Origin of the sequence: Agrobacterium genomosp. 13 str. CFBP 6927, from assembly GCA_900012615.1 — a bacterium.
Classification (GTDB): Bacteria; Pseudomonadota; Alphaproteobacteria; order Rhizobiales; family Rhizobiaceae; genus Agrobacterium.
The window spans coordinates 1,265,353-1,291,221 of record LT009757.1; the positions used below are offsets into that span (position 1 = coordinate 1,265,353).

23 protein-coding genes are annotated in these 25,869 nt (G+C 59.1%); 7 read left to right on the forward strand and 16 right to left on the reverse strand.

Features of this window, described 5'->3' with window-relative positions:
• Positions 1–32: 32 nt before the first annotated feature.
• Positions 33–929 (reverse strand): tetratricopeptide repeat protein, encoded by an 897-nt coding sequence (locus AGR13A_RS20135; RefSeq protein WP_035223723.1) that lies wholly within the window; start codon positions 927–929, stop codon positions 33–35.
• A gap of 135 nt (positions 930–1,064) precedes the next feature.
• On the reverse strand, positions 1,065–1,292 hold the full coding sequence (rpsU, locus tag AGR13A_RS20140; RefSeq protein WP_080838961.1) for a 30S ribosomal protein S21: 228 nt from the start codon (positions 1,290–1,292) through the stop codon (positions 1,065–1,067).
• A gap of 319 nt (positions 1,293–1,611) precedes the next feature.
• On the opposite strand from rpsU, the gene AGR13A_RS20145 reads away from it, so the two are divergent.
• Genes AGR13A_RS20145 through AGR13A_RS20165 form a run of 5 tightly spaced genes read left to right on the forward strand, consistent with a single transcriptional unit; the run spans position 1,612 to position 7,107 of the window.
• On the forward strand, positions 1,612–2,865 hold the full coding sequence (locus tag AGR13A_RS20145) for a sarcosine oxidase subunit beta family protein (protein WP_035223720.1): 1,254 nt from the start codon (positions 1,612–1,614) through the stop codon (positions 2,863–2,865).
• The gene (locus AGR13A_RS20150; RefSeq protein ID WP_167377604.1) at positions 2,865–3,275 is read left to right on the forward strand and encodes a hypothetical protein; all 411 of its coding nucleotides are present in this window, start codon (positions 2,865–2,867) and stop codon (positions 3,273–3,275) included. Before AGR13A_RS20145 ends, AGR13A_RS20150 begins: the two co-directional genes overlap by 1 nt.
• A 13-nt stretch (positions 3,276–3,288) precedes the next feature.
• Positions 3,289–3,603 (forward strand): sarcosine oxidase subunit delta, encoded by a 315-nt coding sequence (locus tag AGR13A_RS20155; protein WP_080838963.1) that lies wholly within the window; start codon positions 3,289–3,291, stop codon positions 3,601–3,603.
• Entirely contained in the window at positions 3,600–6,560 is a 2,961-nt protein-coding gene (locus AGR13A_RS20160; protein ID WP_080838964.1) for a sarcosine oxidase subunit alpha, read from the forward strand. Before AGR13A_RS20155 ends, AGR13A_RS20160 begins: the two co-directional genes overlap by 4 nt.
• On the forward strand, positions 6,553–7,107 hold the full coding sequence (locus AGR13A_RS20165; RefSeq protein ID WP_080838966.1) for a sarcosine oxidase subunit gamma: 555 nt from the start codon (positions 6,553–6,555) through the stop codon (positions 7,105–7,107). Before AGR13A_RS20160 ends, AGR13A_RS20165 begins: the two co-directional genes overlap by 8 nt.
• A gap of 77 nt (positions 7,108–7,184) precedes the next feature.
• On the opposite strand, the gene AGR13A_RS20170 is transcribed toward AGR13A_RS20165, so the two are convergent.
• The 11 genes from AGR13A_RS20170 to AGR13A_RS20220 all read right to left on the reverse strand — a co-directional run bounded on the left by AGR13A_RS20170 (position 7,185) and on the right by AGR13A_RS20220 (position 22,216).
• A complete protein-coding gene (locus AGR13A_RS20170) occupies positions 7,185–7,925 on the reverse strand; it encodes a metalloprotease (protein ID WP_237681205.1) in 741 nt (246 codons plus the stop codon).
• 10 nt (positions 7,926–7,935) lie between these two features.
• Complete coding sequence (locus AGR13A_RS25040; protein WP_080838967.1) at positions 7,936–8,466, reverse strand: hypothetical protein; 531 nt, start codon at positions 8,464–8,466, stop codon at positions 7,936–7,938.
• A gap of 91 nt (positions 8,467–8,557) precedes the next feature.
• On the reverse strand, positions 8,558–9,613 hold the full coding sequence (locus AGR13A_RS20180) for a DUF2332 domain-containing protein (protein WP_080838968.1): 1,056 nt from the start codon (positions 9,611–9,613) through the stop codon (positions 8,558–8,560).
• 28 nt (positions 9,614–9,641) lie between these two features.
• Positions 9,642–10,370 carry a transporter substrate-binding domain-containing protein gene (locus AGR13A_RS20185; protein WP_308400306.1) on the reverse strand — a complete coding sequence of 243 codons (729 nt, stop codon included), beginning with the start codon at positions 10,368–10,370 and terminating at the stop codon, positions 9,642–9,644.
• 13 nt (positions 10,371–10,383) lie between these two features.
• Complete coding sequence (locus AGR13A_RS20190) at positions 10,384–10,872, reverse strand: MaoC family dehydratase (RefSeq protein WP_035223701.1); 489 nt, start codon at positions 10,870–10,872, stop codon at positions 10,384–10,386.
• Positions 10,873–10,926: 54 nt separating this feature from the next.
• A complete protein-coding gene (glgX, locus tag AGR13A_RS20195) occupies positions 10,927–12,882 on the reverse strand; it encodes a glycogen debranching protein GlgX (RefSeq protein ID WP_080838973.1) in 1,956 nt (651 codons plus the stop codon).
• Positions 12,883–13,181: 299 nt separating this feature from the next.
• The gene (locus AGR13A_RS20200) at positions 13,182–14,810 is read right to left on the reverse strand and encodes an alpha-D-glucose phosphate-specific phosphoglucomutase (protein WP_080838975.1); all 1,629 of its coding nucleotides are present in this window, start codon (positions 14,808–14,810) and stop codon (positions 13,182–13,184) included.
• Positions 14,811–14,814: 4 nt separating this feature from the next.
• Positions 14,815–16,257, reverse strand: coding sequence for a glycogen synthase GlgA (gene glgA / locus AGR13A_RS20205; RefSeq protein ID WP_080838977.1), 1,443 nt, complete (start codon positions 16,255–16,257; stop codon positions 14,815–14,817).
• A 5-nt stretch (positions 16,258–16,262) separates the two neighbouring features.
• Positions 16,263–17,525, reverse strand: coding sequence for a glucose-1-phosphate adenylyltransferase (glgC, locus tag AGR13A_RS20210; protein WP_035223690.1), 1,263 nt, complete (start codon positions 17,523–17,525; stop codon positions 16,263–16,265).
• A 21-nt stretch (positions 17,526–17,546) separates the two neighbouring features.
• Positions 17,547–19,754 carry a 1,4-alpha-glucan branching protein GlgB gene (glgB, locus tag AGR13A_RS20215; RefSeq protein ID WP_080838980.1) on the reverse strand — a complete coding sequence of 736 codons (2,208 nt, stop codon included), beginning with the start codon at positions 19,752–19,754 and terminating at the stop codon, positions 17,547–17,549.
• Entirely contained in the window at positions 19,754–22,216 is a 2,463-nt protein-coding gene (locus AGR13A_RS20220) for a glycogen/starch/alpha-glucan phosphorylase (protein WP_035223687.1), read from the reverse strand. The genes glgB and AGR13A_RS20220 overlap by 1 nt, the downstream gene beginning before the upstream one ends.
• 36 nt (positions 22,217–22,252) lie before the next feature.
• Between AGR13A_RS20220 and AGR13A_RS20225 the strand changes: the two genes are divergently transcribed.
• Positions 22,253–22,573 carry a hypothetical protein gene (locus tag AGR13A_RS20225; protein WP_035223684.1) on the forward strand — a complete coding sequence of 107 codons (321 nt, stop codon included), beginning with the start codon at positions 22,253–22,255 and terminating at the stop codon, positions 22,571–22,573.
• An 85-nt stretch (positions 22,574–22,658) separates the two neighbouring features.
• On the opposite strand, the gene AGR13A_RS20230 is transcribed toward AGR13A_RS20225, so the two are convergent.
• On the reverse strand, positions 22,659–23,429 hold the full coding sequence (locus AGR13A_RS20230) for a class II glutamine amidotransferase (protein ID WP_080838982.1): 771 nt from the start codon (positions 23,427–23,429) through the stop codon (positions 22,659–22,661).
• Entirely contained in the window at positions 23,430–24,143 is a 714-nt protein-coding gene (locus AGR13A_RS20235) for an aspartate/glutamate racemase family protein (RefSeq protein ID WP_035223929.1), read from the reverse strand. It abuts the gene before it with no gap.
• 167 nt (positions 24,144–24,310) lie between these two features.
• On the opposite strand from AGR13A_RS20235, the gene AGR13A_RS20240 reads away from it, so the two are divergent.
• Positions 24,311–24,772 (forward strand): Lrp/AsnC family transcriptional regulator, encoded by a 462-nt coding sequence (locus AGR13A_RS20240; protein WP_003522155.1) that lies wholly within the window; start codon positions 24,311–24,313, stop codon positions 24,770–24,772.
• A gap of 18 nt (positions 24,773–24,790) precedes the next feature.
• Here the strand turns inward: AGR13A_RS20240 and AGR13A_RS20245 are convergent, their stop codons facing one another.
• Positions 24,791–25,780: an aldose 1-epimerase gene (locus tag AGR13A_RS20245; RefSeq protein ID WP_035223926.1), complete on the reverse strand. Its 990-nt coding sequence runs from the start codon at positions 25,778–25,780 to the stop codon at positions 24,791–24,793.
• Positions 25,781–25,869 lie beyond the last annotated feature (89 nt).

The window sequence follows — 25,869 nt, forward strand, 5'->3', positions numbered from 1 at the left end:
ACCGCCGGCTTTTTTGTTTTTGCCTGTTTTAATCAGGAGGCGCTAGCGCCGCGTGTGCGGGCAACACCGTCGAGAGCGGGCTTATATTTCGGATCGAGCCGTGCCGCATGCCCATAGGACTTGGCGGCCTTGGCCATCTCGCCGCGCCGCTCATAGACCAGCGCCTGGTTGGCCCAGGATTCCGCGACGTTACCGTCGAGCGAAATGGCGTGGTTGAAATCGGCGAAGGCGTTTTCGTCGTCATTCAGCGCGACATAGGAAAGCCCACGGCCATTATAGGGCTCTGGCGAGGTAGAAGACAGCGAAATGGCCTTTGAGAAGTCCTCGATTGCCTGGGCGTGCTGGTTGCGTAACTGGTAGATCAGGCCGCGATTGTGCCATGCGCGTCCGTCGGTGGTTTCCAGCTCGATAGCGCGGGAGAAGTCGTTGAAAGCCTCGTTCACGCGTCCGGACTGGCGGTAAAGATTGCCGCGGCCGATCAGCGCCACATCATAGCTCGGATTGATCTGCAGGGCCGCATTGTAGTCCTGCAGGGCCTGCTGCTGCTGGCCGGAGTTGCGGTAGACCAGCGCGCGGTTGGCATAGGCCTGGTAGAAGCGCGGGTTGAGCTGCAGCGCCTTGTTGAAATCCTCGATGGCGCGGCGGGAATCACCTGCGCGACCGTAAGCCGAGCCGCGGACATTGTAGCCTTCGGGATCCTGCGGATTGGCGTTGATGACCGAGGTGAGCGAGGCGATGTTTTCCTGCGAGCCCTGGGCGCGGTCGATCCTGAAGACATCATCCGTCTGGTTGGACGTCGCGCAACCGGAAAGTCCGGCGAGAACGGTGCAGACGACAAGGGAAAGATGAAGCCGCTTGTTGTTTCTCAGCGGTACCCGGCGCGTGGAGGCATCGGAGTTGTTTACAACACAGGCATCAACAGCGGTCATTCGGTGTGGGTTCCCTCGCCGGCCGGTCTCATAATCGTTGTCCCACGATCGGTCTCCGGCCACAAACACAAAGAGCGGCGGCGAATTGATCGCCCCCGCCCAACAAGCATTCAAAAACGTCCAAAAGACGGCCTATTAACGGCCTGCGCGCGGGGCCGCAATCAGACCTTCGCGCTGTGCGCGCTTGCGTGCCAGCTTGCGAACGCGACGAACGGCTTCAGCCTTTTCACGAGCGCGCTTCTGGGAAGGCTTTTCGTAATAATCGCGCATCTTCATTTCGCGGAAAATGCCTTCGCGCTGCATCTTTTTCTTGAGAGCGCGAAGCGCCTGATCAACGTTATTGTCGCGGACTAGTACCTGCACGTGAATCCCGTTCCTTTTGTTTGGTTATCTTGCTGCGCGAATAAAGGCATTCGCGCGCAAACACAAAATCGTTCGCTAGGCCGTTTTGGCCGTGCGATTGGTGACGTGCATTATCAGATCATTTACGGCAAGTCCAGCCGGTAACCCGCAAACAACCGCTAAAATGCGACCGGTCCGCCTTTCTTGCCTTCATGTCAAAACAAAACCATCGCCGCGTCGCAAAAGGGATATTGCCTCCGGCCCCGATTTGCCATGTGTATTATACGTGCCGGCGCCATGATGCCCGGCTTCTGGCCGGTTCTTGAGGAGCAGACAGCGAATGCGCAAATATTCCGTTTTTGCCGTGGCGCGCGAGGCGTTGCGGGGTCATAAAGGGTGGGATGCGCAATGGGCGTCGCCCGAGCCGCGCAAGGACTATGACGTCATCATCATCGGCGGCGGCGGCCATGGTCTTGGGGCTGCTTATTATCTTGCCAAGGAACACGGCATTACCAATGTCGCGGTGCTGGAAAAAGGCTGGCTCGGCGGCGGCAATACCGGCCGCAACACCACCATCATCCGCTCCAATTATCTCTATGAAGAGAGCATGGATATTTATGAGCATTCCCTGAAACTGTGGGAAGGCCTGAGCCAGGATCTCAATTACAACGTCATGTATTCGGCGCGCGGCGTGATGATGCTGTCGCACAATATTCACGACCAGCAGTCCTTTAAGCGACATATCAACGCCAACCGCCTTTATGGCATCGACAATGAGTGGCTGACGCCGGAACAGGCAAAAGCATATTGTCCGCCGCTCGATATTTCCGGCAATGCCCGTTATCCGATCAATGGTGCCGCCCTGCAGCGCCGCGGCGGCACGGCGCGCCATGATGCGGTCGCCTGGGGATATGCGCGCGCGGCTTCCGATCGCGGCGTGCACATCATCCAGAATTGCGAGGTCACGGCCATCAGGCGCGGGCCGGACGGTGCGGTGACGGGTGTTGAAACCAATCGCGGTTTCATCGGCGCGAAGAAGATCGGCGTTTCTGCCGCTGGTCACTCCTCCATCGTGATGAAGATGGCGGATGTGCGCGTGCCCTTACATTCCAACCCGCTGCAGGCGCTGGTGTCGGAACCGCTGAAGCCGATCTTCCCCTGTGTGGTGATGTCCAACACGGTCCACGCCTATATTTCGCAATCCGACAAGGGCGAGCTGGTCATCGGCGCTGGCACCGACCAGTATAATTCCTACTCCCAGACCGGCGGCCTCCAGATCATCACCCATACGCTCGACGCCATCTGCGAGCTGTTCCCGATCTTCCGCCGCGTCAAGATGATGCGGCAATGGGGCGGCATCACCGACAACACGCCGGATCGTTCCGCCATCCAGAGCGTGACGCCGGTGCCCAATCTCTTCGTCAATTGCGGCTGGGGAACGGGTGGTTTCAAGGCGACGCCGGGCTCGGCCAATCTGTTCGCGCATCTGATTGCCCGCGGCGAGCCGCATCGTCTGGCCGCCGGACTGACGCTCGACCGGTTCCGCACCGGACGTCTGATCGATGAGGCCGCCGCCGCTGCGGTGGCGCATTGATGCTGGCGGCGGCTTTGGTTGCGGCCAATATGTCCGGTGCGTCGGTAATGGTGCCGGCGGGCAGCTTCGTTCCGGAGGCGGGAGATTTTCGCAGCCAGCAAATCCGCAGGATGCAGGGTGAACGCGACTGGCCCTTCGTGGCGGAAAAAGGCCTGCTTCTTTGCGCGCCGAGCCTGATGGAGAAGCTCGTCTATTTCGTCGGCGAGAAGGAAAATGGCGAACAGGACGAACCCTTCGCGATCGACACCGACATGATGGCGGTTGCCATCATCAATATGGGTCGGGCCTCGGCGCTGAAACCATTCGATAATTTCGAGCAGCTCTTGAAGCGGCTTTCCCCCTTTGTTGCGATGGGAAAGCGGCTGTGTGACCAACCCGCCGGAAGCGTCCTTCCGGAAAATTCTCTTTGAAGGTGGAGCGACGATGCTTCTGATCCATTGCCCCTATTGCCGGGAAGACCGTTCCGAACTCGAATTCCGCTGGGCGGGTGAAGCCCACATCGCCAGGCCGGAAAACATCGCCGATATTTCCGACGAGGCCTTCGCCGAATATTTCTTCATTCGCGACAATGACAAGGGTCTCGTTTTCGAGCGCTGGCGTCACATTCACGGCTGCGGCCGGTTCTTCAACGCGGCCCGCGATTCGGTCAGCGACAAATTTTTGATGACCTACAAGGCAGGCGAACCGAAGCCGGATGCCGAGACGGTTCTTTCCGGAGAGAAGGGAGAGGCGCAATGAGCGGCGCTTATCGCATCAAGGGCGCTGGCCGCCTGACACCCGCCAGAACCGCGCGTTTCACCTTCGATGGCAAGATCTATCAGGCGCTGGAAGGCGACACGGTCGCATCCGCACTGCTGGCAAACGGTGTGCATCTGATCGGTCGTTCGTTCAAATATCACCGGCCGCGCGGCTTTCTCTCCGCAGGTCCGGAAGAGCCGAATGCGCTGATCGACGTCTCGCGTGACAGCATGCGCAAGCAACCGAATGTCCGCGCCACGGTGCAGGATGTGTTCGACGGCGCGATCATCGCCTCACAGAACCGCTTTCCGTCGCTGTCCTTTGATATCAGTGCGATCAACGATTTCCTGTCGCCGATGTTTGCAGCCGGCTTCTACTACAAGACCTTCATGTGGCCGAAGGCCGCCTGGCATAAAATCTATGAACCGATCATCCGCCGCGCTGCCGGTCTCGGCAAGGCGCCGAGCGAGCCGGATGCGGACCACTATTCCGGTCGATACGCCCATTGCGACGTGCTGGTGGCCGGCGGCGGCGTTGCCGGCCTGACGGCGGCTCTCGCGGCGGCGAAAACCGGCGCCAGCGTCATTCTGGTTGATGAGAATGCCGAAGTTGGCGGTGCACTGCGTTTCGATACCGGCACGGTCATAGACGGCCTGCCCGGCTATGAGTGGGCGCAGAAGGTTCTGGCCGAGCTGAAATCCCTGCCCAATGTGCGTGTTCTGACCCGCACGACGGCCTTCGGTTACTACAATCATAATTTCGTGGCGCTCGCGGAACGCGTGACCGATCACCTCGCCACGCCGGCCAAACACCAGCCGCGCGAGAGACTGTGGCAGGTCCGGGCAGGGAAGGTCGTCCTGGCGGCAGGTGCGATCGAGCGTCATATGGTCTTTGCCAATAATGACCGTCCCGGCATCATGCTGGCCTCGGCTGCCCGTATCTATCTCAACCATTATGGCGTGACCGTCGGCAATAATGTCGGCGTCTATACCGCCCATGATTCCGCCTATGAAACGGCGTTCGATCTGAAAAAAGCAGGCGTGAAGATCGCCGCCATCGTCGATTGCCGCGAGAACCCTGATGCACGGCTGCTGGACGAGGCGCGGGCGCTGGGCATCGAGGTGCTGGCAGGCCATAGTGTTTATGATACGGCGGGACGCCTGCGCGTTTCTTCCATGACCGTTGGCCGCAATGGCGGCTCGAACAAGCGCAAGATCGCCATCGATGCGCTCGTCGTTTCGGCCGGTTGGACGCCTTCGGTGCATCTCTTTTCGCAATCGCGCGGCAAGCTGAAGTTTGACGCGGCTAACCAGCGCTTCCTGCCGGATATCCATGTGCAGAACTGTGTGTCCGTCGGTGCCTGTAATGGCACGGACGACCTCGCCGCATTGATTGCCGAGGCTGCCGCAGCAGGTGGTGGCGCCGTGGAATTTTCCGGCGAGAATGCGCGGGCCTGGACCGGCGGCATGATCGGTGCTGCCGAAGGGGCGGGCGAGGGCACCGGGGTCAAGGCCTTCATCGATTTCCAGCATGATGTCTGCGCCAAGGATATTCGCCTTGCCGTGCGCGAGGGCATGCACTCCGTCGAGCATATCAAGCGCTTTACCACCAATGGCATGGCGTCCGATCAGGGCAAGATGTCCAACATGCACGGTCTTGCCATCGCCTCTGAAGCGCTTGGGCGGGATTTGCCAAAGGTCGGTCTCACCACCTTCCGCCAGCCCTATACGCCGGTCACCTTTGGCACGCTCATCAACCATTCACGCGGCGCGCTGTTCGATCCGGCCCGCAAGACGCCAATGCATGAGGAAGAGCTGGCTGCCGGTGCGGTCTTCGAGGATGTCGGCAACTGGAAGCGTGCATGGTTCTTCCCGCGTCCGGGCGAAGACATGCACGAGGCCATCAACCGCGAATGCAAAACGGTGCGTGAAAGCGTCGGCGTGTTCGATGCCTCGACACTCGGGAAGATCGAGGTTGTCGGGCCGGATGCGGCGAAGTTCCTGAACCTCATCTACACCAATGCCTGGGATACGCTGAAACCCGGCCGCTGCCGTTACGGTATCATGACCCGCGAGGATGGTTTTGTTTATGATGACGGCGTTGTCGGGCGTCTCGCCGAGGATCGTTTCCATGTGACGACGACGACGGGCGGCGCGCCGCGCGTGTTGCAGCATATGGAGGATTATCTCCAGACCGAATTCCCCGATCTCAACGTCTGGCTGACCTCGGCCACCGAACAATGGGCGGTGATTGCCGTGCAGGGTCCGAAGGCGCGCGAGGTGATTGCGCCCTTCGTCGAGGGCATCGACCTTTCTCCGGAAGCCTTCCCGCATATGGCGGTGGCCGAAGGCACCTTCTGCGGCGTGCCGACGCGGCTTTTCCGCGTGTCCTTCACCGGCGAACTGGGTTTCGAAATCAACGTTCCGGCCGATTACGGCGCGGCCGTCTGGACCGCGATCCGCGAAAGGGCGGAAGCGGTCGGCGGCTGCCTTTATGGCACTGAGACCATGCACATATTGCGTGCGGAAAAGGGCTACATCATCGTCGGGCAGGATACCGATGGCACGGTGACACCTGACGATGCCGGGCTCGCCTGGGCGGTTTCGAAAAAGAAGACGGATTTCGTCGGTATCCGCGGTCTGAAGCGCCCGGATCTGATGCGCTCCGGCCGCAAGCAGCTTGTGGGACTGAAGACAAAGGACCGGCTGACCGTTCCGGAAGAGGGCGGCCAGATCGTTGTCGATCCGAACCAGCCAAAACCCATGACCATGCTCGGCCATGTCACGTCGGCCTATTGGTCGGAAAATCTGGGCCACTCCATTGCATTCGCGCTGGTGGCGGATGGAAGGGCGCGCATGGGCGAAACGCTTTATATCCCGCTTGCCGATAAAACCATTGCCGTCGAAGTGACCGACATGGTCTTCCTCGACAAGGAAGGAGCCCGTCTCAATGGCTGATACGCTTCACGCAAAACGCAAATCCGTGCTGGAGGATTTCCATGGCGGCTCACCCTTCGTCTCGCTGAAGCCGGCAGCCGCCGCCTCGCGATTGTCGCTGCGCGCCCGGGAAGCTGCCCTGCCGGCCCTCTCGGAGGCGCTTGGCCTCGCCTTGCCCACCAGCCCGAAAAGCTCTGCGACATCGGGCCTGCGCTCCGCTCTTTGGATCGGCCCGGATGAATGGCTGGTGATCGATCAGGGCGAAAGCGACCTGATGGCGGCGCTTGCCGGCGTCTCCGGCCTGTTTTCAGCAACCGACATTTCCCATCGCAACACGGCCGTCATCGTTTCCGGTCCCGGTGCGGAAGCAGCACTCAATGCCGGTTGCCCGCAGGATCTGTCGCTCGAAAAATTCCCCGTCGGCGCCTGCTCGCGCACGGTTTTCGGCAAGGCTGAAGTTGTGTTGCTGCGCACGGCTGACGATACGTTTCGCGTGGAATGCTGGCGCTCTTTCGCCGAATATGTCGGCGGCCTGTTGCAGGAGGCAGCGCAGGACATATTCACCTGAATTTCCATGCCGCCCCAGAAATGAAATGCCTTGTATCGGCCTCGAATAACTTTCTCGGTCAGAAAAGATGTCTGGGTTTAGAGAGTCTGCACATAGCCGACGCCGGCCTCCAGCGCGTCCTTGAACGCCAGGCGTTGATGATAACTGGCTAGAAAACCCGCTTTTACGGCATTACCGCGCTCGTCCGGTGTGCCGTGATGCCCTGGATGGTCAACCGCGTGATCTCCCACGCTGAATTGTGCCAGGGCGATCGTCGCCGCAGGGAAATTTTCGTTATCTAGCTTGCGGCGGCCTGCGAAATATCCTGCGAGATAGTCCGCATGCAGCTCTATTCTTTTGACCGTCGGTTGTCCGCCCAGCCGGTCATCTATCCCATATTTATATTGTGCTATATGGCCGAATTCATGGGCGCAAACCGCGGCGATATAGGCGGCCGGATAGGCTGGCTGGTTCAGAAACTCCTGGAGAAAACGCAGGCCGAAAAGAACCGTGCCGTCCGAGCGACCCATATAGTTGGCCGGGCTGGCATAGGCATTCTTTCCCTTCGCATCATCGAGATAGGTGAAGCCGGGGAGGACATCAAACAGGTTACTCAGATAGTTCAACGTCTGGGCCAGTGCATAGTCGAAGTCCTTGTCCCCGGAAGTGGAGACCGGGGACTGGCCATCAACATATGAGAATTCCATCGTCTGGTTATTCGTTTCGGATGCAATCTCTGCGGCCGTCAGCGTGCAGCCGCTATAGGTTTGACACCAGCATCTACCAGGTAATGCGAGGCTGGCGCCACATCCGACAAGAAGGCCGCGTCTTGTAATCATGGCGTTCACCTCAGGGGCAAAGTTCGGGAAATTTTTGGCATGCCTGGTTGTCTGGGGGTGGCTTGGGGACCGGATTGGGATTTGGGTTTGGATTTGGGTTTGGGTTTGGGTTTGGGGTAGGGGGAGTGGGGTTCGCGATTCCGCCAGGCACCGAATTAAACTGAAAATTCTCAAACCGCTGCGTCATTTGAGAAAATGCGAGTTGCCAATCCGCATATCCATTCTGGTGAACGGTCCTGCAAGTCAAAAAACTACCCAGCGGCAGTACATTTTCCCCGCCGATCATAACGTTATGAACAGGTCCAAGTTGAACCAGCGGAGGATAACGACCTGTTCCACCTGTCTGTTGAAAAATAGCAAATAATGCCTGCTGTCCAAAAGCGGACTGTAGTTGCGGGCCCCCCATTTGAAGCAGGGTGGCAATGGTTGCGCAGGCATTCATGGCGGCCTGTGACCCCATTTGCTGCTGCGCAGCTGCCGGATCTGCAACCAAGGTGAAAAGTGCAAGTATATTTATGAGTTTCGGGGCTTTGATACGCAATTAAAATCCCCCTCTAGATAAGGTCTCATGAAGAGGAGCACGGTTGTATTTCTTTTACAAGTACTAGTTGGATCTTTGGCGGGCGCTTCGCTTAGAATCTCTGCTTTTCCGCTTCCCACCCCCGCCATTCCACCCAGCGTCCATGGAAATCGGCACGGCCGATTTCCTGTTTCTCGCCGGTCGGCCAGATTTGCAGGGTAATAGCGGCGCTTCCCGGTGTCGCATCCGCTTCCATCTGCAGGCGGGCAAGCGGCGCATCCGGCGTTGCGCGGGCGCCGGCTTCGACAATCAGTGCCTCGCCGGCCTGTTTCAAAATCTCCGGGAAATATTGCCAGGCAACCGAATGATAGACGACATGGGTAGCGCCCGGATGGTCCGTGGCAAGGCGGCGTTTCAGCCAGTCGATTGCGTCGGCTTTTTCGACGTGCAGGCCGTTCTCCTCTGCAATGCGAAGGGCCGCTGCCGTCCGCTCCAGCCTGTCGGTCTGGTCGGCCCAGAGATAGGATATCAGCCGCGAGCGATCCTCGGCGGACGAAGGATCGAGGGGGTTGAGATCGCAGCCGGCCCGCTCGATGATATCGATCTGCGCATCGGGTGGGGTATTTCCGCGCCATTCGGGTGACATGAAAACTGCGGATTGCCGACCCCAGGCGAGATCACCAAGGCGATACTGGTAACGGTCGAATTGCAGGTTGAGCCCGGCGCTTGCGCCGACCTCGGAAAGGGCCAGCGGCTTGCCGGTAAGTCCTGCTATGGAAAGGAAAGCTGGCAGCAGCACGGCGGAACGACGGACTTCGTTGGTCTGCGGCGGTGATTTCAGTCTTTCGAGGATGAAGGCCGAATGGAAACGCAGCGCATCTGCACAAGCCCGCCAGAGGGCATCCTCGTTTTCGGGTGCGATATCGACAAGCGGTCCGATCTTATCCTCAAGAACAAGTGCATGCAGGGCACCTGCCAGCCGCAGGGGTACGGAATCGCCCGAGGGGCCGACATCGCCGGGCCAGGATAAAATCTTCTCGCCGACTTCCGTCTGGCGGTCCAGTCGCGCCGCCACCGCGCGGCAAAGCCGTGCGGTAAAGGGCGAACCAAGGTTGTCGCAGGCCCTTGCCTGCACGAGAAACGCATTCCTTACGGCTTCGTCATGCATGGGGCCGTCTCCTTTGCGCAATCTGGCGTTAACTGGCTCGATCAGCCTTACCATTGGCGATGGCTTGATCATCGAAACCAAAATTTCGCATCAGTGCGTGATGCTCGTCCGATCCAATATAACGACGCAGCGCCGCATCGACCGCGCTCTGGAGCTTCCGGTCTGATTGGCGGAAAGCAAATGCGCCTGAGGCCGCCGGTCGTTCCTCTGGTGATACGGCGACAATTTCGAGATCCAGCTGGGGATTTTGCTGTAGAAAGCCGAGATGCGCCATGGCCACGCTCGCATAGGCGTCGGCGCGCCCATCGACGACGGCCTGAGCGGCGTCGTCGTAGGTCTCGCAGATGAGGATGCGGTCATCGGGCATGCCCGCTTCCATCATTACGCGATGCTGGATCTGATCACGGATCGCGACCAGCGTACATTCCGGATCTCTCGTTGCCGAGGCGTATCCGTCCAGATTTCTAGGGTTGCCCTTCATCACCAGGAGGCCGTCGGGCAATGCCCAGATCGGATGGCTGAATGCAACGATCCTTCTGCGTTCAGCCGTATTGAAGAGGCCCGTGGTCATGTCCCAGAGGTTTTCGTTCAGGCCAGGCAATAATTGCGAGAATTCGGCTTCGATGAATTCAATGTCGTGAATGCCGATCATGGCCAGAATGACGCGCGCCAATTCCACATCGCAACCGGTGACATCACCGGTTTCGTTCCTGTAGTTGAACGGAGGTTCTATCAAATAGGCGAATCTCACAGACACTCCGATCTCCCCATCAGACGTCCTGTGGCCTGTCCTCGGGGTTGAACTGGGTGATGGTGGTCCAGCGGGCGGTGAGCGCCGGTTTCTGCTCGTTTTCGATCTCCACCGTCACATCATAGGTCGTCACCAGCATGGCGGCGCCACGAAACCGCGCCTCGGCCAAGATGAAACGTCCGCGCACGCGCGCGCCGCTTTTGACCGGCGCGACGAAGCGGACGGCGTCAAAGCCGTAATTGATGCCCATGGTCGTTTCGCGAATGCGGGGCAGGGCATCGTAATTCAGCGCCGAAAGCAGCGAGAGCGTCAGGAACCCATGCGCGATGGTGCCGCCGAAAGGGCTTTCCGCCTTGGCGCGTTCGGGGTCGGTATGGATGAACTGCTCGTCCAGCGTTGCTTTTGCGAAGGCGTTTATCATCGACTGGTCGACGGTGATCCAGTCGGAAACGCCCATTTCCGTACCGACGAAATTTTTCATTTCCGCCAGCGCTATGTCCTTTGCCATGTTACCTCTTCTGGGTTGTCTCGCGGCACTTATAAAGGTGCCGGGGCCAGGCGATCAACCGCGTCGATAAAACACCACAGAGCGGGCGGGAAGGAAGGCGGGATTGCCGAAATCCGTACCGATCGCCCGCCAGCCATCGCCGGGCAGGGTGAAGGGAACGATCTTGCGGCCGCGGTTGATGAGAACGGCAAGCTCGGCGTCGTCCCCGGTTTCATGATCCGGGGTGGAGAGCACCATGGTGAATGCCGGCCCGTCCGGTCTTTCCCATTCTTCCACCGTCATCGGTTTGCCGCCCGGCGCAAGCCATTCCACGTCGCCATTGCCGGAGAAAAAGCCGGTTTGCGAAAAAACGCCGAACCTTTTGCGAAGTGTGGAAAGGAACGCCGTGTGATCGATCAGTTCGGGTGAGAGCGACGACCAGTCGACCCAAGTGATGTCGTTATCCTGGCAATAGGCATTGTTGTTGCCATGCTGGCTGCGGCCGCCCTCATCGCCGGCGGTCAGCATCAATGTGCCGCGACTGACGAAAAGCGTGGAAAGCAGCGCTTTCACATCGGCAATGCGCGCGGCGACAATGGCAGGATCATCGGTCAGACCCTCGATACCATTGTTCCAGGAGTGATTTTCATTGTGGCCATCGCGATTGTTCTCGCCGTTTTTCTCATTGTGCTTGTGTTCGTGGCTGACAAGATCGAACAGGGTAAAACCGTCATGGGCGGCAAGGAAATTGACGCTGCGGGTGCTGGAGCGGCCATGGCGGGAAAAGATCGGCGAAGAGCCGGAGAGCGCATTGGCCAGGGCGCCGGTCGTTCCCGCATCACCGCGCCAGAACCGGCGCATATCGTCACGGGCGCGGTCGTTCCATTCCAGAAAGCTTTCGGGAAAATTGCCGAGCTGATAACCGCCGGGTCCGATATCCCATGGTTCGGCAATCAGCACACGGTCATAAAGCACGGGGTCCGAATGCATGGCCGCCAGCGTTTCGCTTGCCATGTCAAAGCCGCTCGCGGTTCTTCCGAGAATGGGGGCGAGATCGAAACGGAAGCCGTCTATGCCCGCATTTAAAACGAAATGCCGAAGTGAATCGATGATGAGCTGGCGAATATAGGGATGATCGCAGGCAACCGTATTACCGGTGCCGGTATCGTTGACCAGCACGCCGGGCTTATCCTGCGGGTGGCGAAAGGCAGTGAGATTGTCCAGCCCACGCAATGACAGGATGGAGCCGGCGCTGTCGCTTTCACCGGTATGGTTGAAGACCAGATCGAGAATGACGCCGATGCCTTGCGCATGCAGTGCGGTGACCGTGTCGCGCAACTCGCGCACACCGCCGGGGCAGAGGCGCGGATCGAGCGCCATGAAGCCGACCGGATTGTAGCCCCATGCATTGGAAAGGCCGAGCGGCGGCAGGTGGCGCTCATCGATCCAGGCGGTGATCGGCATCAGCTCCACCGCATCGACGCCGATTTTTTTCAGGTGTGCAATAATGGCGGGGTGGGCCAGCGCCGCCACGGTGCCTCTCAACTCTTCCGGCACTTGCGGGTGTAATTTGGTGAAGGATTTGACTGAAAGTTCGTAAATCAGCCCGCCCTCGGTAAAAAGCGGCGGCTGGCGCTTGAGCGGTTCGTATTCTGAAAGGATTGCCTTTGGCATGACCGCGCCTGTTTCCTCGCCAAAGGCATAAAGCGCCGGATCATGCCGGAACGGCCGGTCTATCTGTGTCGCGTAGGGGTCGAGCAGCAGTTTGGCAGGATCGAACCACAGACCATGTTCGGAAGCGTAAATTCCGTGGGCACGGAAGCCGTATCGCGTGCCGGGTGTGGCCTCCGTGACCGTCAATCGGTGAATGTCGTCCTCACCGCGCTTCATCGGCAAGCGGGCTATCTCTTTTTCGCCCGTTGCATCGAAAAGGCAAAGGTCGATTGCAGAGGCGTGCCGGGAATAGACCGTGAATTCCGTGCCGTTTTCCGTCTGGATCGCACCTTTGGGGAAAACGGATGGTGTCTGCATGGTCTATGTCTCCGGGGGATGGTTTTTCTCCTCCGCAAAGGGAGAAGGCGGTCCGCGGGCGTCACGAGATGGCCTTCCGGCCATCTCAGAGTTTTAGAGGTGTTAGAACCTCTCTTCCGTCATCCTCGGGCTTGACTCGAGGATCCATAACCCGCTGAAATCGTGGATCCTCGGGTCAAGCCCGAGGATGACGTTCAGTGTGGTGAGAGGTTCACTACCCCTCCAAGTGGCCTTTTGGCCACCTCTCGCTTTTTGTATGCCGCGCCACGTCCAGGGGCCAGAAACGCGGCGCCAAGCCTTCAGGTAATCACGCTCGGTTCGTTGCGGCCGGTATGGGCCTTGATGCCGGCGATCGTATCGGCAACGGAAATCAGGTCGGCGAGCGCCTCCTGGGTTTCGATGCCGTGACGGGCCGCATCCGCTTCGTAGCGTTCGACGTAAAGCCTGAGTGTGGCCCCTGCCGTTCCGGTGCCGGAAAGGCGCAATACGATACGCGAACCGCCCTCGAACAGGATGCGGATGCCCTGATTTTTGCTCACGGACTGATCGACCGGATCGTTATAGGCAAAATCATCCGCAGCCGCGACCTTCAGATTGCCGTAACTGGTGCCGGGAAGCGTGGCGAGTTTTTCGCGCAGCGTGGCGACCAGCGTATTGGCGGCGTCCGAATCCACTTCCTCATAGTCGTGGCGGGAATAATAGTTGCGGCCATATTCGGCCCAGTGTCTGGTGACGATGTCTTTTACGCTTTCCTTGCGGGCAGCGACGATGTTCAGCCAGAACAGAACAGCCCACAGGCCATCCTTCTCACGCACATGGTTGGAGCCGGTGCCGAAGCTTTCTTCACCACAGATCGTCACCTTGCCGGCATCCATGAGGTTACCGAAGAATTTCCAGCCGGTCGGTGTCTCATACATGCCAAGGCCAAGCTTTTCGGCAACGCGGTCCGCTGCTGCACTGGTCGGCATGGAGCGGGCGATACCCGAAATGCCGTCCGCATAACCGGGTGCGAGTTTCGCATTGGCGGCGATGATCGCCAGACTGTCGGACGGCGTCACGAACATGCCCTTGCCGACGACCATGTTGCGGTCGCCGTCGCCATCCGACGCCGCGCCGAAATCTGGACCTTCCGCGCTCATGACATCGTCATAAAGCTCCTTGGCATGCACCAGGTTCGGGTCAGGGTGGTGGCCGCCGAAATCCGGCAGCGGCGTGGCGTTGCGGACCGAGCCCTTCGGTGCGCCAAGACGCTTTTCGATGATCTCCACGGCATAGGGTCCGGTGACGGCGCTCATGGAATCGACCACTACCTTGAAGCCGCCGGCGATCAGCGCGCGAATGGCGGCGAAATCGAAGAGTTCCTCCATCAAAACGGCGTAATCGGCGACCGGGTCGATAACCTCGACCGTCAACTCATCCACCTTGAAGCTGCCCACCTTGTCGAGATCGATATCGGCGGCATCGGAAATCTTGTAGCTGTCGATGACCTTTGAGCGGGCATAGATCGCGTCGGTAATCTTTTCAGGGGCCGGGCCGCCATTGCCGATATTGTATTTGATGCCGAAATCTTCATTCGGGCCGCCGGGATTGTGGCTTGCGGAAAGCACGATGCCGCCAAAGGCCTTGTATTTGCGGATGATGTTGGAGGCGGCAGGCGTGGAGAGAATGCCGCCCTGACCGACGAGCACCTTGCCGAAACCGGCAGCGGCGGCCATCTTGATCGCCTTCTGGATAACTTCGCGGTTGTAATAACGGCCGTCGCCGCCGATCACCAGCGTCTGACCCTGAAAACCCTCAAGCGCGTCGAAGATCGACTGGATGAAGTTCTCGGCGTAATTTTCCTGGGCGAAGACTGGCACCTTCTTGCGCAGGCCGGATGTACCCGGCTTCTGGTCCTGATAGGGCTTCGTCTGAACAGTCTTGATCATTGTTTCAATGGCCTTTCGAAATAAGCTGGCTGTAAAGCGCGGCGTAGAGACCGGCGCTTTTTTCCCAGGAAACATCGGATTTCATTCCGAGCTTCTGCATTTGTGTCCATAGTTTCGGGTCGTGATAATAACGGACGGTCCGGCGGATCGCCTGTTTGAGACCGTCCAGCGTGACAGGGGAAAACTGCACGCCGGTCGCCGCCTTGCTGGCGACGGCGGCATGGTTGGCGTCGATTACGGTATCGTTGAGGCCGCCGGTACGGGCGACGACCGGAATGCAGCCGTAACGCAGCGCGTAAAGCTGGGTAAGCCCGCAGGGCTCGAAGCGCGAGGGAATGATGATCGCATCGCAGCCCGCCTGCATGAGATGCGACAGGGGTTCGTTGTAACCCACAGCCACGCCGACGCGGCCATGGTGGCGGGATGCCGCCGCCAGAAGCGCGCCCTCCAGCGCCACATCGCCGGCCCCCAGAACCACGAGGCGCCCACCGAGGGAAACGATCTCGCCCACGGCTTCCGCCATGAGGTCGATGCCTTTTTGCCAGGTCAGGCGGGAGATGACGCAGAAAAGAGGGCTGTCATCCTCATCGATACGGAAATGCTCGGCGACCGCCTTCTTGTTCAATGCGCGATTCTTCAGGTTGGCGGCGGAATAATTGTCATGGATCAGATGGTCGGTGGCCGGGTTCCAGACATCGGCGTCGATGCCGTTGACGATGCCGTGCAGCACATGGGAACGACTGCCGATCACCCCTTCCAGCCCCATGCCGAATTCCGGGGTCAGGATTTCCTCCGCATAAGAGGGGCTGACGGTGCTGAGCGCCGTCGCCGTCTGCAGGCCGCCTTTGAGGAAACTCACATCGTTGTAATATTCGATGCCTTCCATGCCGAAAGCATGGGCGGGCAATTCGAGCTTGCTGAAGATATTGGCGCCGAACTGGCCCTGAAAGGCGATATTGTGGATGGTGAGAAGGCTCGGAATTTCCGGTGTCTCGGCATAACGCATATAGACCGGCGTCATCGCTGCCTGCCAGTCATGGGCATGCACCATATCCGGCCGCCAGCCGGGGAGAGCACCGGCGCCGATGCGCGCCGCCGCCAGCGACAGCGCCGCAAAACGCTTCCAGTTATCAGGATAGTCCTTGCCCGTCTGGCCGAGATACGGGCCGCCGGAACGCTCGTAATAGGCGGGCGCATCGAGAATGAGGAGGTCGAGCCCCTCATGCCGCACTTCGAGCACGTCGGCCTTTTCGCCGAGCAGATCGGAAAATTCCAGACATTTGACGGGGTCCGTCACGGCGGCTTTCACCGCCGGATAGCCGGGTATCAAGGTCCGCGTTTTGACGCCATGGGCTTCGAGCGCGATGGGGAGCGCGCCGGCAACGTCGGCGAGCCCTCCGGTCTTGATCAGGGGATAAATTTCGGATGAAACCGAAAGGACATTCATGGGCTCTACAGGTCCAGCTTGTCGATCATCGATTGGGTGATAAGGCAAATGCCGTTTTCAGTGCGGCGGAAACGTTTGGCATCCAGTTCTGGGTCTTCTCCTACAATCAGTCCTTCCGGAATGACCACGCCATGATCGATGACGACGTTGCTCAGCTGGGCATGACGTCCGATCTTCACACTCGGCAGTACTACGGCATTCTCAAGGCGGGAGTATGAATTGGCGCGCACGCCCGTGAACAGAAGGCTGCGGTTGAGAGCGGCACCGGAAATGATGCAGTCGCCGGAGACGACCGAAGACACGGCCGAACCGCGCCGGTTCTCATCGTCATGCACGAATTTCGCCGGCGGGGTGATTTCCGCATAGGTCCAGATTGGCCAGGACTTGTCGTAGATGTCGAGGTCCGGCACCACATCGGTCAGGTCGATATTGGCCTGCCAATAGGCATCGATGGTGCCGACATCGCGCCAGTAGGGTCCGTGTTCGAAATCCGAACGCACGCAGGAATCCGCGAAGCGGTGGGCGACGGCTTTGCCGTGCTTGACGATATAGGGAATGATGTCCTTGCCGAAATCGCGGCTGGAGGTCGGGTCGGCGGCGTCGCGGCGCAGGGCTTCCATCAGGAATTTCGTATGGAAGACGTAGATGCCCATCGAGGCGAGCGCGAAGCCCTCATTGCCGGGAATGCCCGGCGGATCGGCCGGCTTCTCGATGAAATCGATGATCTCGTCTTTTTCGTTCACATGCATCACGCCGAAACCGGTCGCTTCCATGCGTGGCACTTCCAGGCAGCCGATTGTCACGTCAGCGCCGGAATCCACATGCTGCTGCAGCATGTATTCGTAGTCCATCTTGTAGATATGGTCGCCGGCCAGAATGACCATATATTCCGGCGCATAGGGCTCGATGATGTCGATGTTCTGGTAGACGGCGTCGGCTGTGCCTTCATACCATTGCGTTTCGGAAACGCGCTGGGAGGCCGGCAGAATATCGAAGCTTTCGTTACGCTCGGGACGGAAGAAGTCCCAGCCGCGCTGCAGGTGACGGATAAGCGAGTGCGCCTTGTATTGCGTGGCGACGCCGATGCGGCGAATGCCGGAATTGAGGGCATTGGAGAGCGCAAAATCGATGATGCGCGCCTTGCCGCCGAAATAGACGGCGGGTTTGGCCCGGCGGTCCGTCAATTCCTTCAGGCGGCTTCCTCTGCCGCCCGCGAGGACATAGGCCATTGCATCACGCGCCAGTGGCTGAACTCTTTTTTCCGACATGGTGTCCTCCCTCTCTGTCTGTCAGTTTTCCGGTTCGAGCATGATCGTCGCCAAAGGCGGCAGGACCAGCATTGCCCCGATGTCTCCGCCGGCATCGACCGCCTGAACGCGTCCGCCATTTCCCTTGCCGCTGCCGCCGTAGATTTCGGCATCGGTGTTGAGAATCTCCCGCCACCGCCCCGCCTGAGGCAGCGGCACATAATAGTTTTCCCGGTAAACCGGCGTGAGATTGCAGATGACCGCCACCGGTTTTTCGCCCGGCGCCATGCGCAGCCAGGCGAAGACGGAATTGTCGTGGTCATCGACCACCAGCCAGCGGAAACCTTCCGGCTCGCAGTCGCGGGCATGCAGGGCGGCTTTCGAACGGTAGGTGAGGTTGAGATCGCGCACGAGGCGGCGCATGCCCTCATGCATCGGATATTGGCGCAGGTTCCAGTCGAGCGATCCCTTTTCGCTCCACTCGCTCCATTGCGCGAATTCCTGCCCCATGAACAGCAGCTTCTTGCCGGGATAACCCCACATGAAAGCGTAATAGGATCGCAGATTGGCGAATTTCTGCCAGTCGTCGCCGGACATCTTGGCGATCAGCGATCCCTTGCCGTGCACCACCTCGTCATGGGAAAGCGGCAGCACGAAATTTTCTGTGAAAGCGTAAAGCAGGCCGAAGGTCAGTTCCTGATGGTGGAACTTGCGGTGCACCGGCTCGCGTGAGAAATAACTCAGCGTGTCGTGCATGAAGCCCATGTTCCACTTGAATCCGAAACCAAGACCGCCCTCGTGGACGGGCTGGGACACTTTCGGCCAGGAGGTGGATTCCTCGGCGATCGTCATGACGCCTGGATGGGTGCCATAAACGAGCGAATTCATTTTTTGCAGGAAACGGACGGATTCCAGGTTCTCGCGACCGCCATATTCGTTGGGGATCCACTCGCCTTCCTTGCGGGAATAATCGAGATAGAGCATCGAGGCGACCGCATCGACGCGCAGGCCGTCGAGATGGAATTTCTCGGCCCAATAAAGCGCATTGTTGATGAGGTAGGACATGACCTCGACGCGGCCGAAATTATAGATGGCCGTGTTCCAGTCCGGATGAAAACCCTGGCGCGGATCGGCGTGTTCGTAAAGTGCGGTGCCGTCAAACCAGCGCAGGCCGTGCTCGTCGGTCGGAAAATGTGCCGGAACCCAGTCGAGAATCACGCCGATACCGACCTTGTGCGCGCCGTTGACGAAACGCGCGAAACCTTCCGGATCGCCGAAACGCGCAGTCGGAGCATAAAGGCCGGTCGTCTGGTATCCCCAGGACGGGTCGTAGGGATGTTCGGTGATCGGAAGGAACTCGATATGGGTGAAGCCCATGTCGGTGCAATAGGGGATGAGCTGCGCGGCCAGCTCGTCCCAGCTGAGGAAGGTGCCGTCCTCGCGTCGCTGCCAGGAGCCGGCATGAACCTCGTAGATGCTGATCGGCTGACGGCGCTGGTCCACCTGCGCCCAATGTTCGCGGTGAGCCTGGTCTTCCCATTTCTGCGTCAGTTCCGGCGCGGTGACGGAGGCGTTTTTCGGCCGCAATTCGCCACGCCGCGCATAGGGGTCGGCCTTCAGCGGCAGAAGCTCGCCACTCGCGCCAAGGATTTCAAACTTGTAGGCACAGCCGGCATAGACGTCAGGCGCGAAGATTTCCCAGATGCCGGTATCCTTGCGGAAGCGCATCACATGCCGGCGCCCATCCCAATTGTTGAAGTCGCCGACGACGGAAACGCGCCGGGCATTGGGCGCCCAGACGGCGAAGTGAAAACCTTCCACACCCTCGAGCTTGAGGGGATGCGCGCCCATTTTGTCGAAGAGCCTCAGATGTGAGCCCTCGCGGACGAAATAATCATCCATCGGCCCGAGAACCGGACCGAAGCTGTAAGGGTCCGTCACCGCCCATTCCGCATCGTCACGGCCGGCCCGATAACGCACGGGCTGGCGGGACGTGAGATCGACCGAGCCTTCGAAAAAGCCTTCCGGATCGAGCTGTTTCAGCTCGCCGATGAAATTGCCGTCGAGCGTGAGGACGGACACTTCTTCGGCGCCGGGGATGAAACAGCGCGCGGAAAACCCTTCCGGCGTTTCGTGAACACCGAGAAGGGCAAAGGGATTGGAATGCAAACCGCTCTTGATCGCCTCGATTTCAGCCTTTGTGACAGCGCCAGTCTTTTTCTCTTCGGCCGAATTGAGCGGTTTTTTCATCAGGCTCTCCAGATGTCGGCGGCATATTGCCGGATCGTCCTGTCGGACGAGAACCAGCCCATGCGTGCCGTGTTGCGGACTGTTTTGGCATACCAGCTATCCGGATTGCTCCAGATGGCGTCCACCTCGCGCTGTGCATTGGCATAGGCGTCGAAGTCGCCGGCGACCATGAACCAGTCGCTATTGTAAATACCGTCGATCAGAGCGGAAAAGCGCGAGCGGTCATCGGGAGAGAACACGCCAGACGCGATGGATGACAGCGCCTGCGACAGTTCCGCCGATTGTTCGATGATCGCGCGGGGATTGTGTCCTTCGGCGCGTGCCTTGGCCACTTCTTCCGCCGTCATGCCGAAGATGACGATATTATCGTCACCCACATGTTCGAGCATTTCAACATTGGCTCCATCGAGCGTGCCGATGGTGAGAGCGCCGTTCAGGGCGAACTTCATGTTGCCGGTGCCCGAGGCTTCCATGCCCGCCGTCGAGATCTGTTCGGAAAGATCGGCCGCCGGAACCATGATTTCCGCAAGCGAGACGTTATAGTTCGGAATAAACACCACTTTCAGGAGCCCGCGCACGGCCGGATCGTTGTTGATGACCCGGGCAATATCGTTGGCAAGCTTTATGATCAGCTTCGCGTTGTGATAACTCGGCGCCGCCTTGCCTGCGAAGAACTTAACGCGCGGCACCCAATCCAGTTCCGGGTGGGAACGGATCTGGTCGTAAAGGGCCACCGTTTCCACAAGGTTCAGAAGCTGGCGTTTATATTCGTGAATACGCTTGATCTGGATATCGAACATGGCCGAAGGATCGACACGGATGCCCATGCGCTGCGCCACCGTATTGGCAAGCCGCACCTTGTTCAGACGCTTCACTTCGGCGAATTTCGCACGGAAACCGGCATCGTCGGCGAAACGGTCGAGCGCTGTCAGCTTTTCCGCATCGTCGAGAAAATCGTCACCGATCGCTTCCCTGATCAACCCCGTCAGGCCGGGATTGCACTGCATCAGCCAGCGGCGTGGCGTGATGCCGTTGGTCTTGTTGTTGATGCGGTCGGGATAGAGGCTGTGCAGGTCGGCGAACACCGTTTCCTTCATCAGCTCTGTATGAAGCGCTGAAACACCGTTGATGGAATGCGAACCGATGAAAGCCAGATTGCCCATGCGCACGCGGCGCTCACCACCCTCGTCGATCAGCGAGATGGAGCGGATCTGCTGATCCGGCATCTTCTTTTCCTTGCGGGCATAGACCAGGGTGTTGGCGTTGATCGCATAGACGATCTGCATGTGCCGCGGCAGCAGCCGTTCCAGCAGAGGCACCGGCCAGCTTTCCAGAGCCTCCGGCAGAAGCGTGTGGTTGGTATAGGAGAAGGTCCCCCGGGTGATCGTCCAGGCCTCGTCGAATTCCAGACCATGCACATCGCACAGAAGACGCATCATTTCGGCAATGGAAATGGCCGGGTGCGTATCATTGAGCTGGATCGAAACCTTCTCGGGCAGCGATGTGAAATCAGGATATTGCTGCAGGTGGCGGCGCAGAATGTCCTGCAATGAGGCGGAGGAGAAGAAAAACTCCTGCCGCAGGCGCAGTTCCTGGCCTGCCGGCGTCGCGTCCGCAGGATAAAGAACCCGCGTCAGGCTTTCCGCCTTGTTGCTCTCACGCAATGCGCCGATATGGTCGCCGGCGTTGAAGGCGGCAAGCAGAATGGGGTCGATAGGCTGGGCCGACCACAGGCGCAATGTGTTGACACGCGTGCCGCGCCAGCCGACGACCGGCGTGTCATATGCCATGGCGATCACGCGCTCGGCCGGTTTCCAGACGAAACGCTGCGGATCTTCATAGCCGCCGATGGTTTCCACCGATCCGCCGAAGCCGATTTCATAGGAGCTTTCCCGGCGTTCGAATTCCCAGGGATTGCCATGCGCCAGCCAGGTCTCGGGCAGTTCCACCTGCCATCCATCCGCCATCTGCTGGCGGAAAAGGCCGTGCACGTAACGGATACCATAACCGTAGGCGGGGATATCGACGGTTGCCATCGATTCCATGAAGCAGGCCGCGAGACGGCCAAGACCGCCATTTCCGAGTGCGGCATCCGGCTCCAGCCCGGCGATGACATCCAGATCGACGCCGAGCGAGGAAAGCGCATCCCGGATTTCGTGCATCAGCCCGATATTGGAGATGGCGTCGCGCATGAGACGGCCGATCAGGAATTCGAGCGACAGGTAATAAACGCGCTTGGAATTGTTCTGATAGGCCTTGCGGGTGGATTCCATCCATTTGTCGATGATGCGGTCGCGGACGACGAGAATGGTTGCAGTCAGCCAGTCATGCGGCTTGGCAACCTTGACGTCCTTGCCGATGCGGTAGGTCAGTCGCTCGATGATTTCCGCCGCCATGATTTCCGGATTGGAACTGCGCGGGGCGGGGCGGGGAAGATCGGCGGCGTTGAGATTATTGATCATTGGTCGGTCAGCACCTTGGTGGGAGGAGAGGGTCTGATGAGGTCGATCCGGTTTGCCTTTGCTGATGCCAGTTTATGCATCGATATGGAGGCGTGGCAACAGCAATTTTTCCGGAAAGTTGAACAGCTTAATGTAATGAAAAATAAGACTTTTCCCTCAGCGCCCATAGGGTCACCGAAGGCATTGCGCGCTCTTTTTGCGCCGTTCATGAACGGGTTTGCGTGGTCGTTGCGATGCCGGGCATCGTTCAAGAAAGGGAGAGAAGCTGCAACACTATCGAAATGGTTCACCGGTCCTGAAATCTGTTTCGGTCTATCGGATCACACACTAGCCTTCGCGGCTGAGAAAATTCAATGAAAATAAACGAGGCGGTGCCGCCGCGGCACAGGCCGGCGGCGGCTACGGTCTCAAAACCGGCCCTGATCAGGGGGAAATACGAGATTTATGCGGGAAAAAATGGTTCGGTCTTCATCTCGCTGGCGCAGATCGTCACCCTTGTATTTGGCGGAACGGCGCACCATGGGGTGCAATCGAAGGAAAAGGGCTCCGAACTTAGCGCGATACCCTCATCGAGACCACGCCAGTAAAGTGTCGGCGGCTTGTCATCGCTGGACCAGCGGAAGGCATGCAGGCAATCGCCATCCATCAGCACGGCGCTGAATCTCAGCGCGGAAGATACGCCAGCGGCGATCATCTTTTCCTGGCAGAGGCGCAGTGCGGTGGAGATGGCCCGGACCGGGTCTCTATCAAGCCCGTGGCCGGCGGCGATCAGGAAAATGGCTTCGCTGTCGCCGGTGCCGCGCCGGGAGGCGTAGATATCGTCGGGAATGAGGGAATCGATGTCGCGCCTGATCTGCTCGTAACCGCCGATCTGGCCGTTATGCATGAACAGGTATCGCCCATGCGCGAAGGGATGGCAGTTGGCGCGCGATACCTCGCCAGATGTGGCGGAGCGAACATGGGCCATGAACATGCCCGAGCGAAGCTGATGGCAAAGGGCGGCCAGATTGGCGTCGGACCAGGCGGGTCTGGTGTCGCGAAAAACGCCGGGGGTTCCGCGTTCGCCATACCATCCAAGACCGCAACCATCGCCATTAACGACGGTCTTTGCTTCCCGCGCGGCCATGGACTGGCTGACCAGCGATGCTTCCGGCTCGATCAGAAGACTGTCGAGCCAGACAGGTTTACCGGAATAGGCAAAGAGGCGACACATTCATGCGGCCCTGTTCAGGGCCTTGTTTCCGAGTGCGAAACCGACGGCGGCCTTTGCGTGAATGGCGGTCGAATCGTAACCCGGCAGCGGCAGCGCATCGGGATCGATCAGCAGCGAAATCTCGGTGCAGCCGAGAATGACGGAATCGACGCCGAGTGCGCGGGCTTTCTCGATGACTGCGAGATAGCGCTCGCGCGAGCACGACTTGATCTCGCCCTGGCAAAGTTCACCGAAGATGATGTCGTGGATCGCAGCCCGGTCTTCCGCGTCCGGAACGACCACCTCGACGCCGTGGCGGCGCATGCGGTCGGTGTAGAAACCATGTTCCATCGTGTAGCGGGTGGCGAGCAGCAGCGGCTTGCGGCGTCCGTCCGCCTTCAGGGCTGCGGCGGTTTCATCGATGATATCGATCAACGCCACGCCTGACATCTTCTCAACCGTGTCAGCAACAAGATGCATGGTGTTGGTGCAGATGAGCACACAATCGGCACCCGCATTGGCAAGGCGTGCGCCGGCAGCGCCCAGAAGCGCGCCAGCCTCATCCCAGCGGTCAGCCTTCTGAAGGGCGACGACTTCGGAAAAATCGAGCGAATGCATGACGATGTCTGCCGAGACCAGTCCGCCGCGGCTGTCGCGCACGGCCTCATTGATCATCCGGTAATAGGTTGCGGTCGATTCCCAGCTCATGCCGCCGATCAGGCCGATCCGTTTCATAAGAGTTCCCTTATCAAGTTTGATTGAAAACAAGAATGCCATCGCCGGGACGAAAACGGCATGCGTTTTTGTAGGGATTTCGCGACGGAAATGCAAAGCTAACGCGCTCTTTGTGTTAAAGTCGCAAATTTCTTGCGTCATTGCGTTAACCTGTGCATTCTTTGTCGATGATTGATGACCGCGACCGCCGAATCCTTGCGATTCTCCAGGAAAATGCTGAAACGCCGCTCGCCGACATTGCGGAGGAAGTGTCGCTGTCGCTATCCGCCTGTTCGCGCCGCATCACGCGCCTGCGGGCGGAAGGTTATGTGACGGGCACGATGGCGCTGCTCGACCGGCGCAAGATCAATCTGCCGACCACGGTTTTCCTGCTGGTGAGGACGGGCCTGCATGCGGAGGACTGGCTGGACCGGTTCCATGCCGCCGTCAGCACCATACCGGAAATTGTCGAGGTTCATCGGCTGACCGGGAATTTCGATTATATTCTGAAGCTGGTTCTGCCGAATGTCGAATATTACGACACGATCTACAAACAGATCCTGCGCCGCGTCGAGCTTTACGACATGTCCGCCTATATCTCCATGGAGACGGTGAAGCTGTCATCGTCGCTGCCAACGACACATATATGATAAGGCCACTGGCTTTTTTCAGCGTGCGGTTTCGAAGCGAAAACCGAAGCGGAAATTTCGTGTCTCGCCGGGTTGAAGGGTGATCGCAGCGGCAAGTTCCGGCTGGTTGAAAGCGTTGGTGGGTGTCTCAACGGGTTCGAGCGCGATGGAAGTTCGCCTGTCGCGGGCAAGCGTGTCGCCGGTGAAGACATGCATATGGCCACGCTCCTGCCAGATGGTCAGACTTGATCCGTTCCGCCGGTTCTCCAGCCGTGTCTCGTACAGTCCATTTTCGGATGCGATCAGATCGGTAAAGCAGACATCGAGCACATGGCCGGCAAGCGGCGCGGCGGCAAGAAACGTCGCATCGTCCCGCCGCTTGAGAAATCCGTTTTTCCTGTCGAGCAGCGGTATCAAATGCTCATCCGTTTCGATCGCCGTTCGCGAGGGGAGCCTTAGATGGAGATCGTTGATGGACGCCATTCCGGGCAGACGGAAATAGGGGTGCCAGCCGGCGGCAAAGGGCAGCGGCCGGTCGTCACCATTGATGCCGCGTATGTCTATGGTGACGTCATGGCCGGAGAACTGATACTCCACCTCGATGGCGAGATGATAGGGATAACCCTTGAAGTCGCCGGGCGATATCTCCGTGCGGAAAACGAGCACATGGACGCCATCCTCTTCGAAAGACCGGGTGAGGGCAAATGGCAGGGCTCTGGCGAAACCGTGGAAAACGAGGCTTTCGCTGGCAAGCACCGGCTCTATTTGATGCGTCTCTCCGCCAAAACTGAACCGGCCGTCCGGGATGCGATTGGTAAAGGGGGCGAGAATGCCGTTTCTCACGCCGCCCTGGGATTGCAATTCCGCAGGGGTCAAATAGCCGTCGACAAGGTTTTCACATTTGCCGCCTTCGGCAAGGTGCGGCTGCCAGCTCAGAAGGGTCGCGCCCTCATAAGCGATCTCGGCGCTGAAACCATTTCCGGAAATGGCAATACCAGCAATCCCCGTGCCTGTCACAGAGGTGGTCATCGGGAAATTGTCCTTTGCATGCATGCGTCTGCGGTCACCCGGTCTGTTGCCTCGCCGATTCGTCAGATCATCTTCGTTGCGGGGACATT

Excerpts from the sequence above, each read along its gene's own strand:
- AGR13A_RS20135 (WP_035223723.1), bottom strand. The coding sequence starts at position 929 with ATGACCGCTGTTGATGCCTGTGTTGTAAACAACTCCGATGCCTCCACG.
- AGR13A_RS20145 (WP_035223720.1), top strand. The coding sequence starts at position 1,612 with ATGCGCAAATATTCCGTTTTTGCCGTGGCGCGCGAGGCGTTGCGGGGT.
- AGR13A_RS20150 (WP_167377604.1), top strand. The coding sequence starts at position 2,865 with ATGCTGGCGGCGGCTTTGGTTGCGGCCAATATGTCCGGTGCGTCGGTA.
- AGR13A_RS20155 (WP_080838963.1), top strand. The coding sequence starts at position 3,289 with ATGCTTCTGATCCATTGCCCCTATTGCCGGGAAGACCGTTCCGAACTC.
- AGR13A_RS20160 (WP_080838964.1), top strand. The coding sequence starts at position 3,600 with ATGAGCGGCGCTTATCGCATCAAGGGCGCTGGCCGCCTGACACCCGCC.
- AGR13A_RS20165 (WP_080838966.1), top strand. The coding sequence starts at position 6,553 with ATGGCTGATACGCTTCACGCAAAACGCAAATCCGTGCTGGAGGATTTC.
- AGR13A_RS20170 (WP_237681205.1), bottom strand. The coding sequence starts at position 7,925 with ATGATTACAAGACGCGGCCTTCTTGTCGGATGTGGCGCCAGCCTCGCA.
- AGR13A_RS20180 (WP_080838968.1), bottom strand. The coding sequence starts at position 9,613 with ATGCATGACGAAGCCGTAAGGAATGCGTTTCTCGTGCAGGCAAGGGCC.
- AGR13A_RS20190 (WP_035223701.1), bottom strand. The coding sequence starts at position 10,872 with ATGGCAAAGGACATAGCGCTGGCGGAAATGAAAAATTTCGTCGGTACG.
- glgX (WP_080838973.1), bottom strand. The coding sequence starts at position 12,882 with ATGCAGACACCATCCGTTTTCCCCAAAGGTGCGATCCAGACGGAAAAC.
- AGR13A_RS20200 (WP_080838975.1), bottom strand. The coding sequence starts at position 14,810 with ATGATCAAGACTGTTCAGACGAAGCCCTATCAGGACCAGAAGCCGGGT.
- glgA (WP_080838977.1), bottom strand. The coding sequence starts at position 16,257 with ATGAATGTCCTTTCGGTTTCATCCGAAATTTATCCCCTGATCAAGACC.
- glgC (WP_035223690.1), bottom strand. The coding sequence starts at position 17,525 with ATGTCGGAAAAAAGAGTTCAGCCACTGGCGCGTGATGCAATGGCCTAT.
- glgB (WP_080838980.1), bottom strand. The coding sequence starts at position 19,754 with ATGAAAAAACCGCTCAATTCGGCCGAAGAGAAAAAGACTGGCGCTGTC.
- AGR13A_RS20220 (WP_035223687.1), bottom strand. The coding sequence starts at position 22,216 with ATGATCAATAATCTCAACGCCGCCGATCTTCCCCGCCCCGCCCCGCGC.
- AGR13A_RS20225 (WP_035223684.1), top strand. The coding sequence starts at position 22,253 with ATGAGGTCGATCCGGTTTGCCTTTGCTGATGCCAGTTTATGCATCGAT.
- AGR13A_RS20230 (WP_080838982.1), bottom strand. The coding sequence starts at position 23,429 with ATGTGTCGCCTCTTTGCCTATTCCGGTAAACCTGTCTGGCTCGACAGT.
- AGR13A_RS20235 (WP_035223929.1), bottom strand. The coding sequence starts at position 24,143 with ATGAAACGGATCGGCCTGATCGGCGGCATGAGCTGGGAATCGACCGCA.
- AGR13A_RS20240 (WP_003522155.1), top strand. The coding sequence starts at position 24,311 with ATGATTGATGACCGCGACCGCCGAATCCTTGCGATTCTCCAGGAAAAT.
- AGR13A_RS20245 (WP_035223926.1), bottom strand. The coding sequence starts at position 25,780 with ATGACCACCTCTGTGACAGGCACGGGGATTGCTGGTATTGCCATTTCC.